Raw genomic sequence first — 22,351 nt, forward strand, 5'->3', positions numbered from 1 at the left:
GCCCGCCGCCCTCGAATGCCCGCCCTCAGCCCCCTTTTCCCGGTTCGCCGCCCACCCTTTTCCGTCATCTCCGGCCCAGTCATTCATTCCTCCGTCAGCGCCAGGCGGGCACGGTCGCGCAAGGGTTTGAGCAGATAGCTCATCATGGTGCGTTCGCCAGCCTTGATGAAGGCAGTCACTGGCATGCCCGGCTGTAGTTGCAGGCCCGGCAGCACCTCCCTGCCCTGCAATTCATCAACACTGATTTCGACGTGGTAGTACGGCACGCCCTGATAAGGATCTTCCAGGCGATCTGCGGAAACGGTCTTGACGGTGCCTGGCAGCCTGGGGGTCGATGCGCGATTGAATGCCGCGAATTCCAGCTCTACTGGCTGTCCGACATGTATTTTGTCCACGTCCTGAACGGGCAGGCGGCCTTCAACTATCAAGGGCTGGTCCAACGGCACGATGTCCATCAGTTTGTCGCCGGCACTGACCACGCCGCCCTGGGTGAAAACAGCCAGGCCGGCCACGATGCCCTCGGTGGGTGCCAGAATCTGCATGTTGCCCACGTCATATCGCGCGCTGTCCAGGCGCGCGCCGAGGTCTGCCGTACGCGTGCGGGTTTCGGCCAGCGCCGTGCGCAGCTCCTTCTGATAGTCCTCGCGCTGCTGCACGAGGCGCAGCTGGTATTCCTGCACCTGGCCCTGCAGCTGCGCCAAGCGCCCCTGGTCATCGGCAACGGCCCCGGCCAATTGCAGGAACTGGCGTTCGGACTCCAGCAAACGGTTACGCGCCAACAAACCGTCGGCCGCCAGCGAACGCTGCCCGGCCAATTGGCGCTCAAAAGCCTCGCGCTGGCTGAGGCGAGATTGCAGGATGCGCTGCAGGCTGTCGCGCTGCTCGCGCAGGCCGCGCAAGGTAGCCTCCAGGCCATCGAGCGTGATTTGCTGGGCTCTGCGGCGGCTGTCGAACAATTGCCGCTGCGCCTGGATGATCTCTGCCCCCTGGGCCAGGCCCGCCTGCCCGGCCTGCAGCAGGCGCTCATCGAAGCGGATGTCGCTCAGGCCATCACGTTCTGCCATCAAGCGGTTCTCCATCGCCAGGCTGCTGAAGAACTGGAATTGCAGGGAATCCAATTGATTGGCTGCAACATTGGGTTCCAGCACGACCAATACCTGCCCCGCCTGCACGCGCTGGCCTTCGCTGACCAGAATGCGTTCAACCCGGCCGCCGGTGATCGGCTGCACCGCTTTCCGATTGCCGCTGACCACCACCTTGGCTTCTACCGGCACCCCGGCATCCAAAGGTGCCAGCATGGCCCAGCCGAGAAACCCCATCACACCGACAAGCACGATGAGCCAGCCCAGGCGCACAAAGTATCGTTCGTCCACCGACAGCAGTTCATCCCTGGGGTCGATCAAGCCGGCGTCCACCGGCAAGGCCCCTGTGTTCACTGGCATGCTCATGCTCCTTCCTTGCGTTGTGCATAGTTCATCGCCGCCCCGTAGGTGGGAATGGGCATGACCCGGGGCTGCGGCACGCTGGCAGGCGCCCTGGGCGGCGCGCCACGCTGCATGCGCTGCATTACCTCGGCCAGCGGGCCGAAATCGGCCTGGGCGCCGGCGTGCAGCACCAGCAGTTTGTCGGCCAGCTTGAGGATGTTGGGTTTATGCGTAATCAGTACGAGGGTGATACCCGCCAGCTTGATGCGGGCGATAGCCTCGGCCAACATGGCGTCACCGGCCTCATCCAGGTTGGCATTCGGCTCGTCGAGAACCACGAGGCAGGGTTCGCCATAAAGGGCGCGGGCCAGCCCCACCCGCTGGCGCTGGCCGCCCGACAATCCCATGCCGTTTTCTCCCAGTTGTGTCTGGTAGCCGTCGGGCAGTTGCAGAATCAATTCATGCACGCCAGCCATCTGCGCAGCGGCAATGACCTGTTGTTCATCCACCCGGCCAGCCTCACCGGCCGCAAACCGGGCGATGTTCTCCGCCACTGTCCCCGCGAACAACTGGACATCCTGCGGCAGGTAGCCGATCAGCGCCCCAAGGGCTTCCGGCCGCCATTGCTCCAGCGGGGCGCCATCCAACCTGACTTTGCCGCGCAAGGGCGGCCATGCATTGACCAGGCAACGCGCCAGCGTTGTCTTGCCCGAGCCGGACGGGCCGATCACGACCAGTGTCTCTCCCGCTGCCAGCTTGAAGTGAATGCCATGCAGCACTGGCTGGGTCTGGCTAGGGGGAGCAGCCAGCAGCTGCTCGACCGCCAGATTGCCCGCTGGCCGGGGAAAATCCATACCTTTTGCCAGCGGCGGAAAATCCTCCAGCAAACGGCTCAAACGCCGCTCGGCCTCCTTCACCTGCGTCCACTGGCGCGACGCGCCGATAATCTGGTCTATGGGTGCCAGGGCCCGGCCCAGCAAGATGGAGCCTGCGATCATCATGCCTGCCGTCATCTGGTGTTCCAGCACCAGCCACGCCCCCAGGCCCAGCGCCAGGGATTGCACCGCCATGCGCAATGACTTGTTCCAGCCCTGGATCTTCGCCATGCGGGCACTGGCCAGATTCTGTTCACGCACATAGCCCAGGTGCTGTCCGGCCCAGCGCCGGCGCAGGTTTGCCAGCATGCCCATGCCGGCTATGGCCTCGGCGTTGCGTAAATTTGCGCCGGCATCGCGGCGCGACGCAATGGCCAGTTCCCCGGCTCTCTGCAAATGCGGGCGGCTGACACGCTCATTGATCCAGGCCACGCACATCAGCAGCACCGTGCCGCCCAGGGCGAACCAGCCCAGTGCGGGGTGGAAATAAAACATCACCAGCACATACACCAGGAACCACGGCGCATCGAACAGCGCGAACAGCGATTGGCCGGTGGCGAACTGGCGCAGCTGCTGCAAATCCTCCAGCGGCTGCGCTGCGTTGAGCTTGCCAGTCCTGAGGTTGGCACTAAAGGCCGCGTCATAGACACGTGGCGCCAGCTGGCGGTCAAAGCCCGTCCCCAGGCGCAGCACCACCACCGAGCGCACCCATTCCAGTGCCCCCATGAACGCGTACATGCCCAGCAAGATGAGCGTCAGCATCAGCAAGGTCATCTCATTACCGGACGTCAGCACCCGGTCATACACTTGCAGCATGTACAGGGCGGGGGCCAGCATCAGGATATTGATGACGCCGGAAAACACGCCGATGTGCACAAAACTGCTTTTATAGGTCAGCAGGGCACGGGCCAATTCACCACGCGCACTCCCTGCCGGCCGGGATTTATCCGCCGTCATTACATCCCCAGCCTTTTTTACGGAAAAAAATCCCCCTCCCCACTGGCAAGGGGAAAGCCGAAATCTGCCTGCAAAGTGTTTTTGCAGGGGCTTCCGTAAACCGCTAGAATCAACGGCTTCCGGAACCCGGAACCCGGCCGCAAAGCGCCAGGCCCCGGTACTACCCGGTCAAGTGGTGGATCTTCCCGCTAGAAAATCACCAGCACTTTTCCGGTCAAACCTCTTGCATTTCTGGAATGGCTGCTTACGCGGCCAGCAGGAGGTCGCTTTCGACTTCGGCAGCAGCAACGGCATATGCATCAGCTGCAACAGCGCTGCTGGGAGCGTAGTCGTAGTAGCTGATCGACACGCCAGTGCCAGACAGTGCAGTTTGGATGTCTGCCCACGAGTCGGTGATATCCGAACCCTTGGACTCCAGGTACTTATCCAGCACCCACTCGAAGGCTTGAACACCGGTGTTGTCGAACGCCAGGCTGTACAGCACGGCAGAGTTCAGCGTTGCGTTCTCATACAGGCTGGCGTTAGCCAGGATGCTGGAAAGCACGGTGCCATCGGAGGCCGTTGCCGACACGCTGATAGCCGTGTTGCCGTTGTATCCCGAGCCAAACAACGTGGCGGCGTAGTCCACGGCGATATTGAAACCGTTGACTACCAACAGCGGATAGCTGGTATTGAACGCAGTCAGTGTGGCAGCATCCGGAGAGGGATTGTTGTCACCCGAGGGGGTGTAGCCGAGCGACAACTTATTCAGTGAACCAGATGTCACGAAATTGTAGGTACCATCGTAGCCGCCAGGGGTCGAAGGTGGCGTTGCAACTGCCGTATCCCACGAAAAGCCGCCAGTCGATTCCACCACGAACTTGCCACCACCGTTGATGGCATTGACATGATCCACACCTTGTCCCGCGTACACGTTGAAGTCGTAGATCTTGTTGCCGGTTTGGTAAATTGCAATACCTTCGTAGATATTGCCGTTCGTGGCCTTCACCGAACCGATATAGGCCGGATCATGTTGCGTGTCGATGATGGTTTCATCGTAGCTATCACGCCAGTCGTCGATTGCAGTTTTCAAAGACATGATGTCTCTCCTGTTTCACAAGCCGGTCGCAACTCCGGCAAAATTTTTTCCGACCCGGATGGCCGAAACAGCGAAAAACTTAAAATCTGTACTCCAAGTTAGCTGTAACGGTGCGGCCTGGATAAAAGTTGTATCCCAAAGAGGTCGGCGTACCATCAAACTCATCAGTTAGATTGGCAATGTAAATTCCTGCTTTCAGTTGATCGTTAAATCGGTAGTTAAAGAACAGATCAAATTTGATAGTTTTCGGCCAAAGATAGGCATCTATCCAGCCATCTCCATTGGGCAATGGCCCTAATGAGTTGTTGCTGGGGTCTTGAGCATCCTTGATGTAGTAATAAGACGCACGTTGTTTTCCTCGGAAATGCAAGGTGCTGCCTATTTCCATTTTCCCGTTGTAAGGCGTCAGGGCTGCTGTGAGACTTCCTCGAATAGGCTCGATTAAGCTGGTTTCCATCCAGTTCCAGCCTGAGTAACATGAACTCGGCCCTTGGCCCCCTACCTGTGAGAAAACAGCATTTCCCTCTGCATCATAGGTGACGTAATAAGCGTTCCCGCTCGGCAGGAGCGAATTACACATTTTATTATTATGCCGAAGTGGAAGAGTCAAATTACCACCTACATAAAACAACGGCTGTTTATAGGCAAGGTTCAGTTCAAAGCCATGACGAACGACTGCCGCCTCATTATTGACGTTAGCAACAGCACCCCCAACAGAGCTTTTGCCATTCATAACTGCATCGTTTTCCATCCATATCGGGCCGTAGCCAATGTGATTGCGTATGCGATTTCGATAATACCCAAGACCCACATTAAATTCATCTGAGGTCGTCAACCATCTTTCTTTATGATAGTTAACTCCCAATTGCAAGGAAAGATTTTTTTCTTTTTTCAGATGAGGATTGGCGACAAACAGTTGCTTCAACCAGGGGCCAGATGTATACATTTCATTGCTTGTCGGCGCTCGTTCACTGTAACCAATAGAGCCATATGCCGTCAAACCCGTCCCTGGTTGTGTATATTGCAAGTTGAAATTGGCTTGCCTCAAATTAAAACCATGTTTTTTATCATCTAAATTAAAGCGATTATTCCCATTGTCGCTATCAGGATCCAACTTCATCTCATTGAATATTCTTGTACTTTCCGCATTCGCCATGCGTCGGGCTTCTCCAAAAGAGTAACCTTGACTACGATAAGCATTTAAGAGTGTTGTAGTATTAGGAACTATTCCCTCTTTTGCAATATTTCCAGTCCTAAATCTGGGAGAGTCCACATCCATTGTCACTCGCTGCCAACCAACACCAGCACTGGCCTGCCATGGCCCATCCCCTTCAGTACTCAAATTCAGCGCAAAACCTGAAGATTTGTTCTTTGAACTGGGATCCCATTCCTGCGCAAGGGTGTAGGGTAAGCCACGATTCTTTTTGTCTTCCTCCAACCAGTCGGCTTCGCTGAAACTATCCACATCTTTATGAGCACGTCGAAACTCGAATGAAGAATCCAGGCGCAATGGGCCGACAAGCGATGTTTGGAAATGACTGGCATTACTCAGCCTGAGCCCATTGGAACTATTATCTACAAAGTAGTGCATATCCTGACCAACGGCACCAGTCCCCCTGACACCTTTCCATTGTTGATCTCGTTTTTGTTCCTCGTGGTAGAGCATTACTTCAGGATTAATTAAATCCGAAACGACTGCTTTGTATTTCAGGCTAACAACCTGGCTTTTCATCTCGGTAGCAATAAACCAAGGATTTTTCGCCCAATATGCAGGCTCTGCAATCCCCCAACCTTCCGGGATGATAATCTGAGGCTGCTGATCAGTCTGATATTTGGCGCGACTGTTTGCCGCAAACATCTCCAGGCTTTGCTGATAATCATCATTAAAATAATGACGCAGACGCAACATCTGTGATTCGGCTTTCTTTTCTGTACCTTCCAAAGCACCAGACTTTGCTGCCTGCTTGAGTTGATTCAGGCGTTCAGGAGAGAGTTGGCAGTTTTCCATTCCATCTCTACTTCCACTACTGACTCCGCGAACTTGATAGCGACACCCTCCCCCCCAATTGAGCTCTGGATTATTTATGTTGTCGTAAAAATTAATATTTCTTGCATGAAAATACTTCAGCATATCGCCATCATCAAAATGACTACCTATCTTATAGGCATCATTTTCACTGTCAGCCGCGCCTACCATCACATCCCAGCGCTCATTCCTTCCGCCCAGAAAAAATGAGCCAGACGGCTTTTGTCCATTCTTGTATTTACTGAACCCGGTAGAACCGCGAACCATCCCGCCAAAGCTTCTGCCAGGAAGCAATATGTCGTCTAGGTCGAGGTATTTGAAATCAACAGAGCCGCCCAAACTTCCCAAGCTACCAGTGCTGGTATTCACACCTCTGGTAACGTCAATGGATTTCAAAAACTGCGGATCAACGAAGATCGAGCCGGTCTGGCCAATATCTTTGGTAAAGGCATGGAAGTTCTGTGTAATGCCTTCAAGCGACTGAGAAACACGCCCATGCCCCGCAATCCCCTGCACCCCTACAGACACTTCCGGCCTGGCATACAAACTGTTGACCGACGTCCCTGATATCTGGTCAATCAGGTCGCTCATGTGGCTGGCACCGCGCCGCTCGATATCCTCTTTGCTGGCCCCCGCCGTATTGCCAATCGTCTTGTTTTCTTCCGCCGTGCCTATGATCTCTACCGCGTCCAGCACCTGGGCATGTCCGGCATCCGCAGGCATCTGGGCAGATTGGGCATCCTGATCCCCGGATGGCAGGCGCTCTTGCACTTCCTGGGCCAGCACAGCCTGCCCGGCCAGGGCCAATACGATGGCCAGGCTCAATTGCCGCGGGCGCACCGGTACCGCCGTTTCTGCTTGAAGCGGCGCAAGCTTGCGGCGCCGCTGCCCGGCAGCGGCAAGCAGTTCCGTGTGGCTCACTGCCTTGTCTCTAGGAAATTTCATTTGATGAATAAAAATAAACGATATAAGTAATGATAGGCATTTACATATTTACCGATGATCGCCCATCGCTCAGGCTGTGCTCTTGGCGGCATCTTGCCCCGGTTGTGCTGACGCAGACCCTGTGTTGAGCCCTGACTCCCTACGGGCACGGCCGCCCGCTGGGCTCTCTACCCTCTACCAGCCAGGGCCTATGATCACGAAAATATGTGCTGGCTGCTAACGGTTTACGGGAAAAATTTGACTATTCGAGAATATTTGTTGCGCCACAAAAAGCCGGCGAGCACCTGTGCAGAAATGGCATTCATGTCTCGCCAGGCGTTGCAATATCGAATGGAAAAATTGAAAACACCGGCCATGGCCGGTGTTGAGTGCACTGGCCCGCAAGCGCCAGAAAATGCCAAGAATTTCCAGCTATTGCCCGCTATTGCGGCCTGGCCTGCATGCCCAGGGCGCATTGCTTGGGTGAAACGCCGGTATGGTTCCTGAATATCCGGCTGAAATGGCTGAGGTTTGAAAATCCGCAACTGACTGCCGTTTCCGTCACGCTGACACCGCGCTGCAAGAGCGCCACGGCGGCATCCAGCCGTATGCGCGTCAGGCAGCTGTGTACCGAGCAGCCATACAGGGCCTGAAAGCCCGATTGCAGGCGTTTTTCGTTGAGGCCCACCGCTCGCGCCAGCGTTTGCACGCTCCATTCCTGGTCGTAGCTTCGTTCCAGCAAGGCCCTTGCATCCAGCAGCCGCGGCCGGTCTGCCGGCACAGGCAGGCTGGCCCGTTGCTGGGCCAGGTTTTCCCGCAGGAAGCAGGCAACCGCTTCAAAGGCCTTGGCACGCAGATAGAGATCACGCGAAATGCAGCTGCCCGGATAGATGCTTTCAAAACCCAGCAGCTCGCCCGCCAGACGCTGCAGACTGCTGGATGCAGGCATGACGCCAAGAAAAGCGTCCAGATGCGACTGGTCGCCCGAGGTCGTGCAGATGCGCTGTTTCAGGTCGTCCATCTGCAATCCGGTCAGGCTGGTCATGGCCGTCTGGGGAATGTGGATGCTGACCATGCGGAACGCGCCTTCGGATTCGCTGTCGAGCACATCCCAGCCCTTCGCATACTGGCCGGTTGCCATCATGATCGCAGAGCCGGCCCGGGCATCGAGCACGCCGCCGTCGTCGAACGCTGCCTGCATGCGCCCCTGCAACAGGATATTCACACTGAATGCAGAAGGCCCTTCTGCCTCGAACGACCATTTATTGCCCGGCCGTCCGTTGATGCAGCTGATGCACAGGCCTTCGCAGGGCTGATACATGTGAACGGCATGCCGCCAATCCTCATGCACACGGTTCAGGCTTTCTTCCGACATTTTTCCGGGATCAAGGGCCTGTTGGGCGGATGGACCTGCGCTCCCCGACATAATTTCTTCCTGAAAAAATCAAATTTTTTCCGTAAACCGTTAGCGCAACTTCCCTGCAAACGTAATGATGTTGGATATCACTCTTATCTATTCTATCCACAAATCCTGTAGATAGAAATTGTCCATTGTGATTGACCCGCATTGCAATGCAGCGCTTTCCGCAATGCGGCAGAACATCCGCCTCCCGCAGGCTACGGACCACTCCGCATGTCGAAATCCTATGTTGTTCCGTCGCGCCTGAGCGCACGACAAGTTCTGCCAGCCATCGCAGGCATCTATATCAGCCAGACCATCATCACCGCATTGACGACGCAGGCTCTGCCGTCGCTGCTGCGTGATGCCGGGGCATCGCTGCAAGTTGCGGGCCTGACCGCCCTGCTCTGGATTCCCTGGGGCTTGCGATTCATCTGGGCGCCCGCGGTGGAACGCTGGCGGCTGCCCGCCCATCGGCTGGAACGACGCTCACGTACCCTGATCCTGACGGGTCAGTGGCTGATATCCGCCATTCTGTTCCTGCTGGGGCTGGCGGCCTTGGCTGGCTTTTTCTCGCTATCCGCTCATGCCGGATGGATTCTCTGCGGCTTGCTGCTCGCCGCGCTGGTAGCCGCCACCACCGATGTCGCCAGTGACGGATTCACCGTGGAACAATTGGCAGCCCAGCAACGTGGCTGGGGCAACGTGGCCCAGGTCGGCGGCAGCTATATCGGCGCCATGCTGGGCGCTGGCGGATTTCTGCTGGTCGCCGGCAAAGCCGGCTGGCCCTGGGCCCTGATGGCCGCAGGCCTGGCAACACTGTTGCTCAGCATCCCCATGCTGCTGTTGCGTGAACCGCCGCGCGAACGCGAACTGGCGCAGGGGCACCGCCCCGGGCTGCTGCATGCGCTGCGCCGCCCGGAAATCCGTACCGGCCTGCTCCTGATGCTACTGGCCAGCGTGGGAGTGCGCCTCACGCTGGGCATGTTCGGCCCCTTCCTGCTGGATCGCGGGCTGAACCTGGAACAACTGGGCTGGCTTTTCGGTTCGCTGCATATCTTCGCCGGGCTCTCTGGCGCCTGCCTGGGCGGGCTGCTGGTACGGCTGGTCCCCGGATGGCGGGCCGTATGGATTGCCGTCGCGTTGAAAGCCTGCGTGCTGGCTGCCCTGGCGCTGGCTGCACCGTCCGCCTCGCTGACAGTCCTGATGGTATTGGTCGGGTTGGTATTCGCCGTCCTGGGCTTTGTCTGGGTCGCCTTGTATTCCGCCTTGATGGGGCTGGCATCACCGCTACAGGCAGGCGTGGATTTCACCCTGTTCCAAAGTGCCGATGCGCTGCTGGCTGTTGCCGGCGGAATGGCGGGCGGGTGGCTGGCGCAGCACTTGGGCTACCCGGTCTTTTTCGGGCTGGCCGCAACGTCTGCAGTCATTGCGGTGATCGTGATCAGAAGCCAGGCTCCGTCCCTGGATGGCCTGGATCCGGAATTGCACTCCCATGGCTGCTGATTCCCGTCCCGCCTCCCCCAGCGTATGGAGCATCATGCGGCCGGTCGGCCGCCAGATCCGAGCCGCGATGATTCTGGCAGGGCTGGCTGCTTCGGCAGCGCTGGGCGCGCTGTGCGCACTGGCCTGGGCCGTGCATGGACTGCTCACGCAGCCCGGCCAGTGGCCCTGGCAGCCATTGCTGCTGGCTAGCTGCCTGACGGTGCTGGCCTATCTGCTGCGGCTGAGCGGCTTCAATCAATCACATCTGGCCGCGTTTCGCCTCGAAACCCATTTGCGCACTGCGCTTTCGGCGCATCTGGCCCGCGTGCCGCTGGGCTATCTGCAGCAAACGGGCTCCGGGGCGTTGACCAAGGTATTGATGGATGACGTCAAGGCATTGCATGTTTTCGTGGCTGACAGCACACCGCTCTATGCCAGGGCATATGTCTCGCCCGTCCTGACCTTCATCCTGCTCTGTTGGCTGGATTGGCGCCTCGCACTGGCAGCCGCAGCCGTGCTGCTGCTGGGAATGGCGGTCGTATCTCTGGCCATGCGCGGCAGTATGGAAATGATGTCGCGCTATCACCATGCCAGCGAGAACGTGAGCAAGGCAGTGGTGGAATATGTGCAGGCCATGCCAGTGGTACGCACTTTCGACACCGGCGCCACCACCTTTCAGCGCTACCAGCAGGCGCTGGACCGGTTCCGGGACGTCGTGCAGCAGTGGTACCGCATGGCCGGGGTTTCATCGCGCCTGTCCGTCGCCATCCTGAACCCGCTCCCTACCCTCGCTGTCCTGGTCTGGCTGGGCGCCTGGCTGCTCAGCCAGGATGTACAGGCCACTTCCACCTGGCTGGCAGCCTTGCTGGTCGGCACCGGCATGGCCGAATCCCTGTTGCCGCTGATGTCGCTCAAGCACTTGGTTGCCAAGACGCAGATGAGCATCCACCGTATTCACGAAGTCATGGCCGAACCCGCACTGCCGGCACCTGATGCCAAACGGGCCAGGATGCCGGCAGATGCCAGTGTGCGCTTCGAACGCGTAAATTTCCGCTATGCGCCGGATGGCCCGTTGGTTCTGCAGAATGTGAGCTTCCACGTGCCGCAAGGCAGCATCACGGCGCTGGTCGGGCCATCCGGTGCTGGCAAAACCACGGTGGCGAGGTTGATTCCACGTTTCTGGGACGTGAGTTCAGGCTGTATCCGTGTGGGCGGCGTGGACGTCCGGGACATACCGCCAGACACCTTGATGCAACAGCTGGCCTTCGTTTTCCAGGATACCTTCCTGTTCGCCGACACGATTGCCAACAATATCCGGCTGGGCATGCCTGGCGCCACGCTCCAGGCCGTGATGCAGGCAGCCAAGGCCGCACAGGCTCATGATTTCATCATGGCGCTGCCGCAGGGCTATGACACCCCCGCAGGGGAGCGCGGCGTCTTTCTGTCCGGCGGACAGCGCCAACGCATCACCATTGCCCGGGCCATTCTGCAAAACCGGCCAATCCTTATCCTGGACGAAGCCACTGCCTTTGCCGACCCTGAAAACGAAGCCGCCCTGGTGACTGCGCTCTCCCACCTGATGCGGGGAAAAACCGTGTTGATGATCGCGCACAGGCTATCGACCATCCGCGATGCAGACCAGATATTGGTTTTCGACCAAGGCCGCCTGGCCGAAAGCGGGCGGCACGAAACCCTGTTGCAGCAGGCAGGGTTATACGCCAGGCTTTGGCGCAGCTACGAAGCCGCCCAGAACTGGTCGCTGACAGGAACACCGGCATGAACCTCGGCATGAACAAACCGGCCTCCGGCCCACGCATTACCTCGCTGCGCGAGACCTGGCAACTATTGCTGCGCAATGCCCGCAGCCGGGCCCCCCGGCTGCGGGCCAGCCTGATCGGGCTGGGCGTGGCCGCCGCCATGCAAGGCCTGGCACTGGCCTGTCTGATGCCGACTTTCCAGGCACTGATCCCTGTGCCGGACTGGCAGGCCGCCCTGCCCTGGCTGCTGGCCATGACAGTCCTGCTGTTGGCCAGCAGTGCCATCCGCTGGCATGCGCAAGGCTTCGACTACGACGGCGACATGGTCAGCAATACGCACGAGCTGCGCACGGAGCTGGGCGCCCAGTTGCGCCGCATCCCGCTTGAATTGCTGCAGGACAAGCGTACTGGCGGCGTCAACGCGGCCTTGCTGGGCAACGTGGACGAAACCCTGAGCTACGTCCTGACCATCGCCAATATGATGGCCAGCGCCTTGATCACACCCGCCGTGGTTGGCCTCGCCGCACTGTGGTTCGACTGGCGCATGGGCCTGGTCCTGCTGCTGGTGTTTCCTTTGCTGGTCCCGCTCTACCGCTGGCGTCGCCCTGCGTTCGGCCGTGGCATGCGCCTGCTCGCGGACGCCAACGAACGCACCAGCAGCGACATACTGGAATATCTCCAGGGCCTGCCCATCCTGCGGGCCGCCTGTTGCGCCGGCGCACGCGCCGAGACCCTGCAGGACAGCTTCCGTCACCTGGAAACGGTACAAACCATCGGCCATAAAAAAGGGGCGAAGCCCAACCTGATCCTGACCACTGTCATGGAGCTGGCCGTGCTGCTTGTGGTGTTCGTCGGCACGCTGCTGGCCGCCCAGGGCACACTGGACGTCGCCATCCTGGCCGCCCTGATGGTCGTGGTCGTTCGTTTCAGCGAACCCTTGGCCACCTTTGTGCTGTACGCCAAGATACTGGACCTGATAGAAGCCGCACTGGGGAAAATCAATGCGCTGCTGTCTCTGGCGCCACTGCCGCAGCAACAGCCGGCACAGATGCCGCAAACCTTCGATGTGGCGTTCGAAGCCGTGGAATTTTCTTATGCCGCAGCAAGTACGCCGTGCCTGCGCCACCTGAACGCCAGGATTGCAGCCCGCAGCCTGACGGCGCTGGTGGGCCCTTCCGGCAGCGGCAAGACAACCGTAACGCGCCTGCTGATGCGGCATGCCGATCCGCAGGCCGGGCGCATCCTGATCGGTGGCGTGGATATTCGCGCCATCGCCCCGGAACAGCTGAACTCGCTGGTTTCCGTGGTATTCCAGGACGTTTATCTGTTCGACGATACGATCCTGGCCAATATCCGCATGGCTCGTCCCGAAGCAACAAACGCCGAGGTGGAAGCCGCAGCGCGGGCAGCGCATTGCCACGATTTCATCTGCCGCCTGCCCTCAGGCTATGACACCTGCGTGGGCGACATCGGTGGCAGGCTGTCCGGCGGAGAACGCCAGCGCATCAGCATCGCCCGCGCCATGCTGAAGAACGCTCCCATCGTCATTCTGGACGAGCCGACCGCCGCGCTGGATACGGAAAGCGAAGTAGCCGTCCAATCCGCCATTGATGCCCTGGTACGCGAACGCACGGTAATCGTGATCGCCCACCGTCTTTCCACTATCGCCGGCGCCGACCAGATCCTTGTGATCGACGCTGGCGAGATCGTAGAGCAAGGCCGCCATGCCGAATTGCTGGCCCGGCCTGGCCGCTATGCCAGGATGTGGCAGGCCCAGCAAAGCGCGAAAAACTGGCATGCCGGGCGCCACGCACAAGACCGTGATTCAAGCGCGGACGCACTCATATCCTGACATTCCGGCCGGCCGGCAGGGAAACAATCAATTCGATGACCAGAATGCCGGCCAGCAGCAGGATGGGCAGGTTCCAGTCGCCGGTGCGGTAGTAAATCGCCCCCACCAGCAACGGCCCCGCCACGGCGATCAGGTAGCCCACGGTCTGCGCCATCGCGGAAAGCCGGGTGGCAACCTCTATGCTCGAAGCCTTGGCCACGAACAGGAAGGCCCCCAGCGAAGGCCCCGCCCCCTGGCCGAAGCCCAACAACAGCGCCCACAGCCAGGCTGAACCCAGCGGGGCATACATCAGGCCCAGGGTGCCCGCCAGGCAGGTCAACACCGTCGCGGCAATCCACGGGCGCTGATCAGCCCGGCGCGATGCCAGCAGCGGCGTGATAAAGCTGCCTGCCATCAGGCTCAGCTGCGATGCCGAGAAAATACCTGCGGCCCCGGCCTGCGCCATGCCGCGATCGGTGAGAATCGTCGGCATCCAGGGCAGGAATACGTACAAATTGAGGGCTTGCAGGCCGAAGAACAGGGTAATGGACCAGGCCATGCGGCTGCGGCAGACCTGCACCCTGGGTGTCTCGCCGTGGCCCGCCGGGCCAGCGGGCGCGGCCGCGCCGTGCTTGAGCTGCGGCAGCCAGACCAGCATCGCCAGCATGGCGGGAATCGCCCATAGGCCCAGCGAATGATAGGCGGCGGCCGTATCGCCCCCCATCCACTGAAACAGCGGAAACGAACCGCTGGCGCCCAGGACGGCCCCAACACCCAGCATCAGCGCGTAGATGCCCATCACCAGGCCCATGCGCCGAGGCCCGAAGCGCTTGCGCGCCAGCGCCGGCATGATGACGTTCATCACGGCAATGCCGGCACTGCCCAGAATAGTGCCGGCGATCAGCGCGCTTGCGCCCAACCAGCGCAGGCCGCACCCGGCCACCAGCAGCGCCAGCGCCAGGAACAATGAGCGCTCCTCGCCCAGCCATTGCCGCAGGCGCACGCCTGGAATCGAAAACAGGCCCAGCAAGGCCAGCGGCAAAGTGGTGACGAGCAAGGTGGACGCCACCCCCAGCTCCAGGTTTTGCAGCAAGGGGCCTACTGTTGCGAAGATCAGCCGCAAGTTGAGCGACACCAGAATGAATCCGGCCCACAACAGGCCAGCAGCCAGCAATGATTCGACGGGTTTCCCGGCAGCTGTGGCCGCACGGGTTGCTGCAGAGGCGTTTTGCATGTTTTTTCCTTACCGGGCGTCAGCCGTCAATGCGCCGATGCGCTGTTGCCATGCCTGCACCTGCTGCTTCACCGCCACGCCATCGTGGCCGGGAATCGCCTGCTCCAGCAGGGGCAACAGCCACGCCAGCGCAGCATCCAGGCTGTCGAAGGCCTGCGCCGGAACGCCGAACAGGCGTTCCGTCTTGACCCGGTTCATCTGTGCCACGACGTCCGCCGGTGCGACCGTCGCCATCCCGATGACTTGCGCCCGCAGCCGTGCGCCATTGGCCGCCAGCCAGTCTTTGCGTTCCCTGGCCCCGCCTGGCGGATGAACATGCGCGGCGCTGTCGAGCAGCACGCGCAATGTCGCAAAGCGTTGCTGGCGATCCAACCACGCGTTCCAGGCGGCCGAATAGCCACGCAAGTCGTCCAGGCTCGGTGCGCCCTGCGAAACCGACAAGGCCAGCGGCCAGCATGAAATTTCATGTTCCATCATGGAGTTACCTTCAATGCAGTGATTTGATCGCTGAGGCTGGACAACGCCGCGCAACGCCGGAAGGGTCCTCGCCATAGACGAAGATCCTGTGGCGTAGCGACACCGCCAGCCCGGTCACCAGGCACAGGCCCGCCATCAAGCCGAACAGCATGCCGGGATAGCCGCAGGCATCCAGCAGGACGCCAGCCAGCATGGGCACGGTGGTGCGGCCGATCACGAACAGGCTGGACTGCAGGCCGTAATCGAGCGCCGCCAGGCCGGTGCGGGCGTGATACATCATCAGGCCGAATACCAGGCCGGCCGATGCGCCCATCATCAGCGCCACCGCCATGGCCGCGCCGACCAGCATGCCGGGCCCCGCCTGGAACCACACCGCACCGCCCAGCAAGCCCAGGGCCAGCACATTGCCCACAGCAAACCAGACCAGCGCCTGACGCGCCCCGCTGCGCCGCGATACCCGGCTGCCAGCCATGCTGGCAATGGCGGCCACCAGGCCGCCGGCCACACCGATGGTCAGGGCGATATGCTCGGGCGCGAAGCCCATGTCCAGCATCAGGGGCTTGAGATAAACCCATACGGCACCGATCAGCGGGTAATAAAGCACCAGCAATACGGCCCAGGCTCGGTGCTGCGGCAGCGCAAACCAGGACAGCCATTCCCGCAGGCCTGCCAGGGCTGGCGGCGGGCCCGCCGTCACGCCCTGCCCTCCCCTGGACCGCAGCCAGGGCACCAGCAGCACCGCTGCCAGCATGCCTGCGGCCAGCGCGAAGAAAGGCCAGCCCCAGCCAGCGCGAGCCTGCAGCATCAGCATCAGGCCGCCGCCCACGATGGCGCCCAGCGATGTCGCAGCCGACCGTATCGCGCCTGCGCGCATGCGCTCGGATTCCGGCAGAATGCGTATCGCCAGCGCGTTGACGGGTACGTCCGCCCAGGTGCCGCACAGGCTGACCAGCATGGCCAGCGCAAACAGCGCCAGGTAGGAGGTGTGCTGCAAATCGTTAAGGCCCAGCAGCAACAGGGCGGCAGCGTAGGCCAAGCCCAGCAGGACGGCCCAGTTTCGGTAGCTGGCGGTATCCCGCCCCAGCCGCCAGCGATCGACCGGCGTGGCCAGCACGAACTTGAGCATGGCCGGCAAGCCAGCCATCTGTATCATGCCGATTTCCGTGCCGCTCCAGCCATGCTGGCGCATCACCAGCGGCAAACCGACGAACAGGTAGATCATCGGTGCGGTCAGCATCAGGTTGAGCCAACCCAGCAGCAATTGCTGCGGCCACCAGGAACGACTCATGCCTTGCGCCCCAGATGCAGCCACACCGGCGCCATGGGGAAATCCGTCCGGCCCAGCGTATGGATGTCTGTGCATCCAGCCTGCGCCAGCCAGTGCGGGATATCACCCGCCTGTGGCAACCGGTTGCCGCGCAGCATCACCGTGCCATAGAACGGCAACACCTGCGCTGCCGCCTGTGCGTCGTCCGGCAGTTCCGCGTGCGCCAGCACCAGCCAGCCGCCCGGCGCCAGCGCACCGAACATTTTGCACACCGCCTGCTGCGGATCGCGCAGGAAATGCAGTACGGCAGAGCACCAGATCAGACCATAAGCGCTGCCGATCGCATCGGTATCCAGGTCGCAACCCAAGGCAGTCATCCGATCACCCAGCCCGGCCTGGGCGATATTTTCGCGGGCAACTGCGGCCGTGCCGGGCTGGTCGCAAACAGTGCCTTGCCAGCCAGGCAGGTGCTGCGCCAGCGCGATGCCGACATGGCCCGGCCCGCCACCGAAATCCAGCAGATGCCCGCCAGGCGGCAATGCCGGCAAGGCTGGCAGCAGGCGCAGCACGGCCGGCACGGTAACGGCCAGTTGTTCCTGCCCGATCTGTTCACGGGCCGCCTGCGCCCAGCTGGTTCCGCCCTGGTCAGGCTTGGCAGGCGCCGGTTGCCCCTGAAGGCCATCACGCAGCAAAGCCTCCCATTGACTGGCAAAACGCGCCAGGAAACGGTTGCGGTAGCGCCAGGCCTGCGCGCAGTTGTCCGGCGATGCATCACTGAAAAAGCGCTTCGCCAGTGCCGATGCCACATAGGCCGGTACAGGCGCAGCGGCAGGTGTTGCCGATGCGGCGGGCCGCAGGCGCTCCAGCAATTCCATGCTCCACAGCAGGTCCAGCCACACTGCCGTCGCGGCAGGGTCCAGGCCCAGCTGCCCGGCCAGGGCATCGGCTGTGAGCGGCTGCCGCAGGCGCATGAACAGATCGTGTGCGATGGCCTGTTCCAGCGCCTGGGCCTGCATGGGCGCTGCGGCGATGTTCCAGAACGGTTGCAAGGGGTGTGGGGTATGAAAACTCATGACCCACCCCTCACATGCGCCAGGTCAGGCGCGCGCCGATTTCGCGCGGCGGGCTGTAGATGGTGACGTACCCCCCCTGGTAGCCCGCAGCATCGTAGGTTTTGTCGGCCAGGTTGTTGACGTAGGCGGCAATTTCCCAGTCGCCACGCTGGTAGCCCGCCACCAGGTTGACCAGGCCATAGCCATTGCGCCGGTACTGGTTGGCAGCATCCAGGTAGATCTTGCTGCTGCCCACCAGGCTGGCCTGGGCGTACCAGCCCTGCGGCGCGTCGTAGCGAACGCCGACATGCCCGGTCATCCGGGGTGCGAAGTTGTTGTCATTGCCCGCGTAATTCGCCGCGCCATCCTCGAAGCTGTCGAACGTGGTGCGGTTCCAGGCCATGCCTCCGGTCAGGCGCCAGTTGCTGCCCAGCAGGTAGTCCATGTCCAGTTCCAGGCCCTTGGAGGTCGCCCTGGCAGCGCTGGCGGTGTAGATCACGCCGGGCGCCGGCTGCATCTGCACCTGCATGTTATCGACCTTCATGATGTACGCCGCCATCGAGTAGCGCAGGCGTTTTTCCAGCGCCCAGCCCTTGAGACCGGTTTCATAGGACCAGTTTTCCTCAGGGTCGTAGGATGGGTAATCCAGCGCGGAAACAAAGATGTTGTAGCCACCGGCGCGGATACCGCGGCTCACGCTGGCATACCACTGGTGCTCAGGATTGATCTGGTACTGCAAGGCCAGCTTGGGAGAAAAGTGGGTCCAGTCCTCTTTTTTCCGCACGCCGCTATCGGGGCGCACTTCTGCCGAGTTCCGCTCGATTCGCCCGCCTGCCGACACGCTCCAGGCATCGTCCAGCGGCACGTTCCAGTTCGTGAACAGCGCCAGGGATTGCGTTTTCAGCTTGGCGCGGTAATTGAGGAACATCGGGCCACGCTTGGTGAAGTTGCGCAGATTGTTGTCGCTCTGGTCGCCATACACGCCGACCAGCCAATCTGCGCGGCCCAGATTGCCTTCCATGCGGAATTCCTGCGACCAGGTTCCCAGCTTGTTGTCGCGGCCGATATACAGCGTTTCTACCGGCATGAAGTCGGTATCCTGCTGGATCTTGTCACGGAAATGGTTGTAGGCCGTGATGGAACGCAGGCGCAGCCCGGACGCCAACACATGCGAGGCATTGAGCGAAACCGTCTGCCCCAACGACCGGTTCCAGCTGGGCGTGCCGGATTCGACCTCCGCCCGGGGCGTACCAACATTGCCCCACAGGGCCGCGCCGTCGTCATAATCCTGCCTGACATAGCGCAGCACCACGTCCGTGGCGGCCGAGGGCGTCCAGCGCAGGCCGAGATTCAAATCCTTGTGGTCGCGCTTGTCTTCCTTGCCGCCGCTGTAGGTATTGCGAATGAAGCCGCCCTGCTTCAGCCAAGAACCCGACAGGCTGGCATACAGCGTGTCTTCGACCAGCGGCTGGCTGAGCGAAAAGCGCATGGCGCGCCTGTCATGGTTACCCAGGTCAGCCGTCACGCTGGCGCGCGGCGTATTGTCCATAGGCTGCGTGTAAAAGGAAATCACGCCGGATTCGGCATTGCGGCCATACAGCGTGGATTGGGGACCGCGCAACACTTCGATGCGGTCCAGGTCCAGGAAGCTATTTTCATAGCCCTGCGCAGTCAGCGTCGGCACGCCATCGACCAGCATCAGCACCGAGGTGGAGAACGAGTGAATGCTGGCGGTCAGGCCGCGCATGACCGGCGCCTTCATGCCGGGTTGCCCGAAAGGCTGGAACGACAGGCCCGCCACCCTGCCTTCGAGCTGCTCCATGCTGGTAATGCCTGATTGCTCCAGTTCGACGCCGTCAATCACGGCGACGCTGGCAGGCACCTGCTCTATCGGCCGCTCGACTTTGTCCGAACTGACGGTGATGGCAGGCAACGCCGCCACGCCCGCCCCCGTGTTTTCCACGGAGGCGTCAGCGGCAACAGCCATGGCGGGCAGGGTGAATACAGGCAGGGCAAGCCGGAGGGCGCACCCCAGCGCACGGGATTCGAATTTCATGTCATAACCTGGAAAGAGAGCCGGGCAGGAAGCGCCCAATGACCTTCCCGGCCACTATAATTCGCACTCGAGAATGGATTTCATTCAATATTTTGGCGAACTGGATTCTTTCTTCGGCATTCAGGAGCCAGGCTCAGGCCGCCAATATGGCGCCAGCCGGATCAACAGGGGGCGAGCATGATCTACCGTCTGAACGCAGCGGATATTCCCGCGCCGGTACGCCTGCGCCAGGGCGCCTGGCTGCGCTCCCGGTTGCCAGGTGAATTGGGCGAGTGCATCAACGATATCTGCCAGATCGACGATGGCCTGGCCCTGGCCTATACCCACTATCACCCCCGACGCGACCTGTTGGAGACCAGCGCCATCGAGCGTGAAAACCGGGTGCTGACCATTGTGGTGGCGCTGGAAGGCGAATCCAGCATCCTGGGCGGCGACGGCCAGCGCTTCGACTTCGTGGCCGGCCACAGCACGCTGGCCGCGCTGTCCAGCGGCCGTGGGGAACGCCGCTTTTCGGCCAACCGGCCGGTCCGCCAATTGCGCCTGATTGCCAATGAAGCCCTGCTGCAACGCTTTCAGCTGGAGCATCTGCTTGACGGCGTCGGCACACAGCACCGTTTCCGCCATATTTCCTTCAGCAAGGACAACGGCGCGACCCAGCAACTGGCGCATACGCTGCTGCATCTGCACCGCCGCAATGCCGGCAGGCTGGAACTGCAGATCGCGGCGCTCGGCCTGTTGGCGGAACAGACCCGGCCGCTGATTCCCGCCAGCACGCCAGCGTCGAGGCTGAGCCCGGACGACCAGGAAAAAATCCTGCGCGCGCGAGACATCCTGCTCAAGGAATATGCGAAACCGCTCACCATCGCCTATCTGAGCACGACTGTCGGCACCAATGATTTCAAGCTCAAGCAGGGTTTCAGGGAATTGTTCGACACCAGTCCCTACCGCCTGCTAACCGCCATCAGGATGGAAAAAGCCAGGGAATTGCTGGAAACAGGGGCCCGCGTCTCAACAGCCGCCTATCAGGTCGGCTATCAACATCTGTCGAGCTTCAGTACGGCCTTCGAACGCTACTACGGCCATGCTCCAAAAAGCGTGGCCCATACGGGCAAGGCACGCCGCTGATACCCGGCAACACTGTCTGCCATCAACCCAGCAGGCGTTCGTCTGCCAAGGCTTCGTCGCGGCGGTCCCAGTCGCGGCCGGCCATGAAAGCGCGTATGCGGGCCATGGCTTGCGTGCGCAGCTGGCAGACCCGCCCTTCGGTCACTCCCAGGATCAGCGCCACTTCCTTGAGGTTCAAGTCTTCCTGGTAGAGCAAGGATAGCAACAGCTTTTCCCGTTCCGGCAATCGTTCCAGCGCGTCGATGAGCACCGTGCGGAAATCGGCCTGCATCATGGCATTGAGCGGATTGGCCCGGCCCTGGTCGGAAAAAATCCAGTCATGGCCGAATTCCTCCGGGCCATGAGCCAGGTCTTCCGCATACACCAGTTGCGCGCCATGGGCGTCTTGCAGCATTTCATGGTACTGCGGCAGGCTGACGCCCAATTCCTCGGCCATGGCCGCCTCGGTCGCCGCCTGCCCGGTGCGGGCCTCGACGCTGCGCATGGCATCCTCGATGCGGCGCGCTTTTTCGCGTACGCCACGTGACAGCCAATCCATGCCGCGCAATTCGTCCATCATGGCCCCACGGATGCGTTGGGTCGCATAGGTGGCAAATTGGGCATGCGGCATTTTCCGGTATTTGCGCACGGCATCGAGCAGGCCCATGCTGCCTGCCTGTATCAGGTCATCCAGCTCCACCGACGCCGGCAGGCGCGCCAGCAGGCGCAGCGCAATCCGCCGGATCAGGGGCAAATACTGTTCGATGAGTTCCGATTCTTTCAATGACACGCCTAGCGACCATGAACGCCGGCTCCGCCTGGGCGCGGGGGAGCATCAGACATTTAGCGGGCAACCCGCCGCTTCAGACCGGCATGCTGGAGATTTCCTGGTAGGCCGCAACGAAGCGGTTGCGTACCTGTACCGTCATCTGAAAAGCGATGCCCGCCTTTTGCATGTCCAGCATGACATCATTGAGCGCAATGCCAGGCTGGCCGGCCTCGTAGGCTTGCGCCTGCTGATTGGCGCTTTCCTGCATGGACGACACCCGCGCCAGCGAGCGTTGCAGCTCCTGCGCAAAACCGCTTTCCCTGGCTGCGCCCGGCGCATGCAGCTCGGTCGTGGGCGCAGCGCCTGCGGCGCGGGCAAGCTCGCGCATGCTGGACAACAATTGCTCGACTCCGGACATCTGCACCATGGCCATTCAGACAACCTTTTGAACCCCGGCGCAAGGATTGCGCGCGGTCATGGACGCCAGGCAGCCGCGCTGCCCACCGCGGGAAATAGCCAAAACACAATAGCAGATAACGCCGGCAGACGCAGCGTGGCAGCCAGGGCGGCAGCCTGTCTCCGGGCTATGTCCCGACCCCGTCGAAAACCTTGATACATGCGGGTTTACCGATCAAA

General features: G+C 61.0%; 16 protein-coding genes. 4 read left to right on the forward strand and 12 right to left on the reverse strand.

Going from position 1 to position 22,351, the window contains the following annotated elements; translation table 11 throughout:
- Positions 1-83 precede the first annotated feature (83 nt).
- The 5 genes from ACNA1V_RS12495 to ACNA1V_RS12515 form a co-directional block, all read right to left on the reverse strand.
- Positions 84-1,442 (reverse strand): HlyD family type I secretion periplasmic adaptor subunit, encoded by a 1,359-nt coding sequence (locus ACNA1V_RS12495; RefSeq protein ID WP_415833941.1) that lies wholly within the window; start codon positions 1,440-1,442, stop codon positions 84-86.
- Positions 1,443-1,444: 2 nt separating this feature from the next.
- Positions 1,445-3,256, reverse strand: coding sequence for a type I secretion system permease/ATPase (locus ACNA1V_RS12500; protein WP_415833942.1), 1,812 nt, complete (start codon positions 3,254-3,256; stop codon positions 1,445-1,447).
- 244 nt (positions 3,257-3,500) lie between these two features.
- Positions 3,501-4,334 carry a hypothetical protein gene (locus ACNA1V_RS12505; protein WP_130487206.1) on the reverse strand — a complete coding sequence of 278 codons (834 nt, stop codon included), beginning with the start codon at positions 4,332-4,334 and terminating at the stop codon, positions 3,501-3,503.
- Between the two features lie 79 nt (positions 4,335-4,413).
- The gene (locus ACNA1V_RS12510; RefSeq protein WP_415833943.1) at positions 4,414-7,281 is read right to left on the reverse strand and encodes a TonB-dependent receptor domain-containing protein; all 2,868 of its coding nucleotides are present in this window, start codon (positions 7,279-7,281) and stop codon (positions 4,414-4,416) included.
- A 445-nt stretch (positions 7,282-7,726) separates the two neighbouring features.
- Positions 7,727-8,659 (reverse strand): helix-turn-helix transcriptional regulator, encoded by a 933-nt coding sequence (locus ACNA1V_RS12515; protein ID WP_415833944.1) that lies wholly within the window; start codon positions 8,657-8,659, stop codon positions 7,727-7,729.
- Between the two features lie 258 nt (positions 8,660-8,917).
- Here ACNA1V_RS12515 and ACNA1V_RS12520 point away from each other — a divergent pair, with 258 nt between their 5' ends.
- The 3 genes from ACNA1V_RS12520 to ACNA1V_RS12530 are packed head-to-tail and all read left to right on the forward strand — an operon-like array spanning position 8,918 to position 13,777.
- The gene (locus ACNA1V_RS12520; protein WP_415833945.1) at positions 8,918-10,189 is read left to right on the forward strand and encodes an MFS transporter; all 1,272 of its coding nucleotides are present in this window, start codon (positions 8,918-8,920) and stop codon (positions 10,187-10,189) included.
- Between the two features lie 34 nt (positions 10,190-10,223).
- A complete protein-coding gene (locus ACNA1V_RS12525) occupies positions 10,224-11,948 on the forward strand; it encodes an ABC transporter ATP-binding protein (RefSeq protein WP_415834001.1) in 1,725 nt (574 codons plus the stop codon).
- Positions 11,945-13,777, forward strand: coding sequence for an ABC transporter ATP-binding protein (locus ACNA1V_RS12530; RefSeq protein ID WP_415833946.1), 1,833 nt, complete (start codon positions 11,945-11,947; stop codon positions 13,775-13,777). Before ACNA1V_RS12525 ends, ACNA1V_RS12530 begins: the two co-directional genes overlap by 4 nt.
- Here ACNA1V_RS12530 and ACNA1V_RS12535 read toward each other — a convergent pair.
- Genes ACNA1V_RS12535 through ACNA1V_RS12555 form a run of 5 tightly spaced genes read right to left on the reverse strand, consistent with a single transcriptional unit; the run spans position 13,767 to position 19,842 of the window.
- Positions 13,767-14,990, reverse strand: coding sequence for an MFS transporter (locus ACNA1V_RS12535; RefSeq protein WP_415833947.1), 1,224 nt, complete (start codon positions 14,988-14,990; stop codon positions 13,767-13,769). The genes ACNA1V_RS12530 and ACNA1V_RS12535 overlap by 11 nt on opposite strands.
- A 9-nt stretch (positions 14,991-14,999) precedes the next feature.
- Positions 15,000-15,467, reverse strand: coding sequence for a hypothetical protein (locus ACNA1V_RS12540; protein WP_415833948.1), 468 nt, complete (start codon positions 15,465-15,467; stop codon positions 15,000-15,002).
- Between the two features lie 10 nt (positions 15,468-15,477).
- Positions 15,478-16,755, reverse strand: coding sequence for an MFS transporter (locus tag ACNA1V_RS12545; RefSeq protein WP_415833949.1), 1,278 nt, complete (start codon positions 16,753-16,755; stop codon positions 15,478-15,480).
- Positions 16,752-17,807, reverse strand: a complete 1,056-nt coding sequence (locus tag ACNA1V_RS12550; protein WP_415833950.1) for a class I SAM-dependent methyltransferase — start codon at positions 17,805-17,807, stop codon at positions 16,752-16,754. The genes ACNA1V_RS12545 and ACNA1V_RS12550 overlap by 4 nt, the downstream gene beginning before the upstream one ends.
- A gap of 10 nt (positions 17,808-17,817) precedes the next feature.
- Complete coding sequence (locus ACNA1V_RS12555) at positions 17,818-19,842, reverse strand: TonB-dependent receptor (protein WP_415833951.1); 2,025 nt, start codon at positions 19,840-19,842, stop codon at positions 17,818-17,820.
- 177 nt (positions 19,843-20,019) lie between these two features.
- Here ACNA1V_RS12555 and ACNA1V_RS12560 point away from each other — a divergent pair, with 177 nt between their 5' ends.
- Entirely contained in the window at positions 20,020-20,967 is a 948-nt protein-coding gene (locus tag ACNA1V_RS12560) for a helix-turn-helix transcriptional regulator (protein WP_415833952.1), read from the forward strand.
- A gap of 22 nt (positions 20,968-20,989) precedes the next feature.
- On the opposite strand, the gene ACNA1V_RS12565 is transcribed toward ACNA1V_RS12560, so the two are convergent.
- Together ACNA1V_RS12565 and fliE are read right to left on the reverse strand one after the other, a co-directional pair.
- A complete protein-coding gene (locus tag ACNA1V_RS12565; protein ID WP_415833953.1) occupies positions 20,990-21,730 on the reverse strand; it encodes an RNA polymerase sigma factor FliA in 741 nt (246 codons plus the stop codon).
- 79 nt (positions 21,731-21,809) lie between these two features.
- Positions 21,810-22,148: a flagellar hook-basal body complex protein FliE gene (gene fliE / locus ACNA1V_RS12570; RefSeq protein ID WP_415833954.1), complete on the reverse strand. Its 339-nt coding sequence runs from the start codon at positions 22,146-22,148 to the stop codon at positions 21,810-21,812.
- Positions 22,149-22,351: the final 203 nt, after the last annotated feature.

The sequence above is a fragment of the Kerstersia similis genome, assembly GCF_965139615.1.
Taxonomy (GTDB): Bacteria; Pseudomonadota; Gammaproteobacteria; order Burkholderiales; family Burkholderiaceae_B; genus Kerstersia; species Kerstersia similis.

What these genes read in the sequence shown, in the direction of transcription:
- ACNA1V_RS12495 (WP_415833941.1), bottom strand. Translation starts at nt 1,442, where the DNA reads ATGCCAGTGAACACAGGGGCCTTGCCGGTGGACGCCGGCTTGATCGAC.
- ACNA1V_RS12500 (WP_415833942.1), bottom strand. Translation starts at nt 3,256, where the DNA reads ATGACGGCGGATAAATCCCGGCCGGCAGGGAGTGCGCGTGGTGAATTG.
- ACNA1V_RS12505 (WP_130487206.1), bottom strand. Translation starts at nt 4,334, where the DNA reads ATGTCTTTGAAAACTGCAATCGACGACTGGCGTGATAGCTACGATGAA.
- ACNA1V_RS12515 (WP_415833944.1), bottom strand. Translation starts at nt 8,659, where the DNA reads ATGTCGGAAGAAAGCCTGAACCGTGTGCATGAGGATTGGCGGCATGCC.
- ACNA1V_RS12520 (WP_415833945.1), top strand. Translation starts at nt 8,918, where the DNA reads ATGTCGAAATCCTATGTTGTTCCGTCGCGCCTGAGCGCACGACAAGTT.
- ACNA1V_RS12525 (WP_415834001.1), top strand. Translation starts at nt 10,224, where the DNA reads ATGCGGCCGGTCGGCCGCCAGATCCGAGCCGCGATGATTCTGGCAGGG.
- ACNA1V_RS12530 (WP_415833946.1), top strand. Translation starts at nt 11,945, where the DNA reads ATGAACCTCGGCATGAACAAACCGGCCTCCGGCCCACGCATTACCTCG.
- ACNA1V_RS12535 (WP_415833947.1), bottom strand. Translation starts at nt 14,990, where the DNA reads ATGCAAAACGCCTCTGCAGCAACCCGTGCGGCCACAGCTGCCGGGAAA.
- ACNA1V_RS12540 (WP_415833948.1), bottom strand. Translation starts at nt 15,467, where the DNA reads ATGATGGAACATGAAATTTCATGCTGGCCGCTGGCCTTGTCGGTTTCG.
- ACNA1V_RS12545 (WP_415833949.1), bottom strand. Translation starts at nt 16,755, where the DNA reads ATGAGTCGTTCCTGGTGGCCGCAGCAATTGCTGCTGGGTTGGCTCAAC.
- ACNA1V_RS12550 (WP_415833950.1), bottom strand. Translation starts at nt 17,807, where the DNA reads ATGAGTTTTCATACCCCACACCCCTTGCAACCGTTCTGGAACATCGCC.
- ACNA1V_RS12555 (WP_415833951.1), bottom strand. Translation starts at nt 19,842, where the DNA reads ATGAAATTCGAATCCCGTGCGCTGGGGTGCGCCCTCCGGCTTGCCCTG.
- ACNA1V_RS12560 (WP_415833952.1), top strand. Translation starts at nt 20,020, where the DNA reads ATGATCTACCGTCTGAACGCAGCGGATATTCCCGCGCCGGTACGCCTG.
- fliE (WP_415833954.1), bottom strand. Translation starts at nt 22,148, where the DNA reads ATGGCCATGGTGCAGATGTCCGGAGTCGAGCAATTGTTGTCCAGCATG.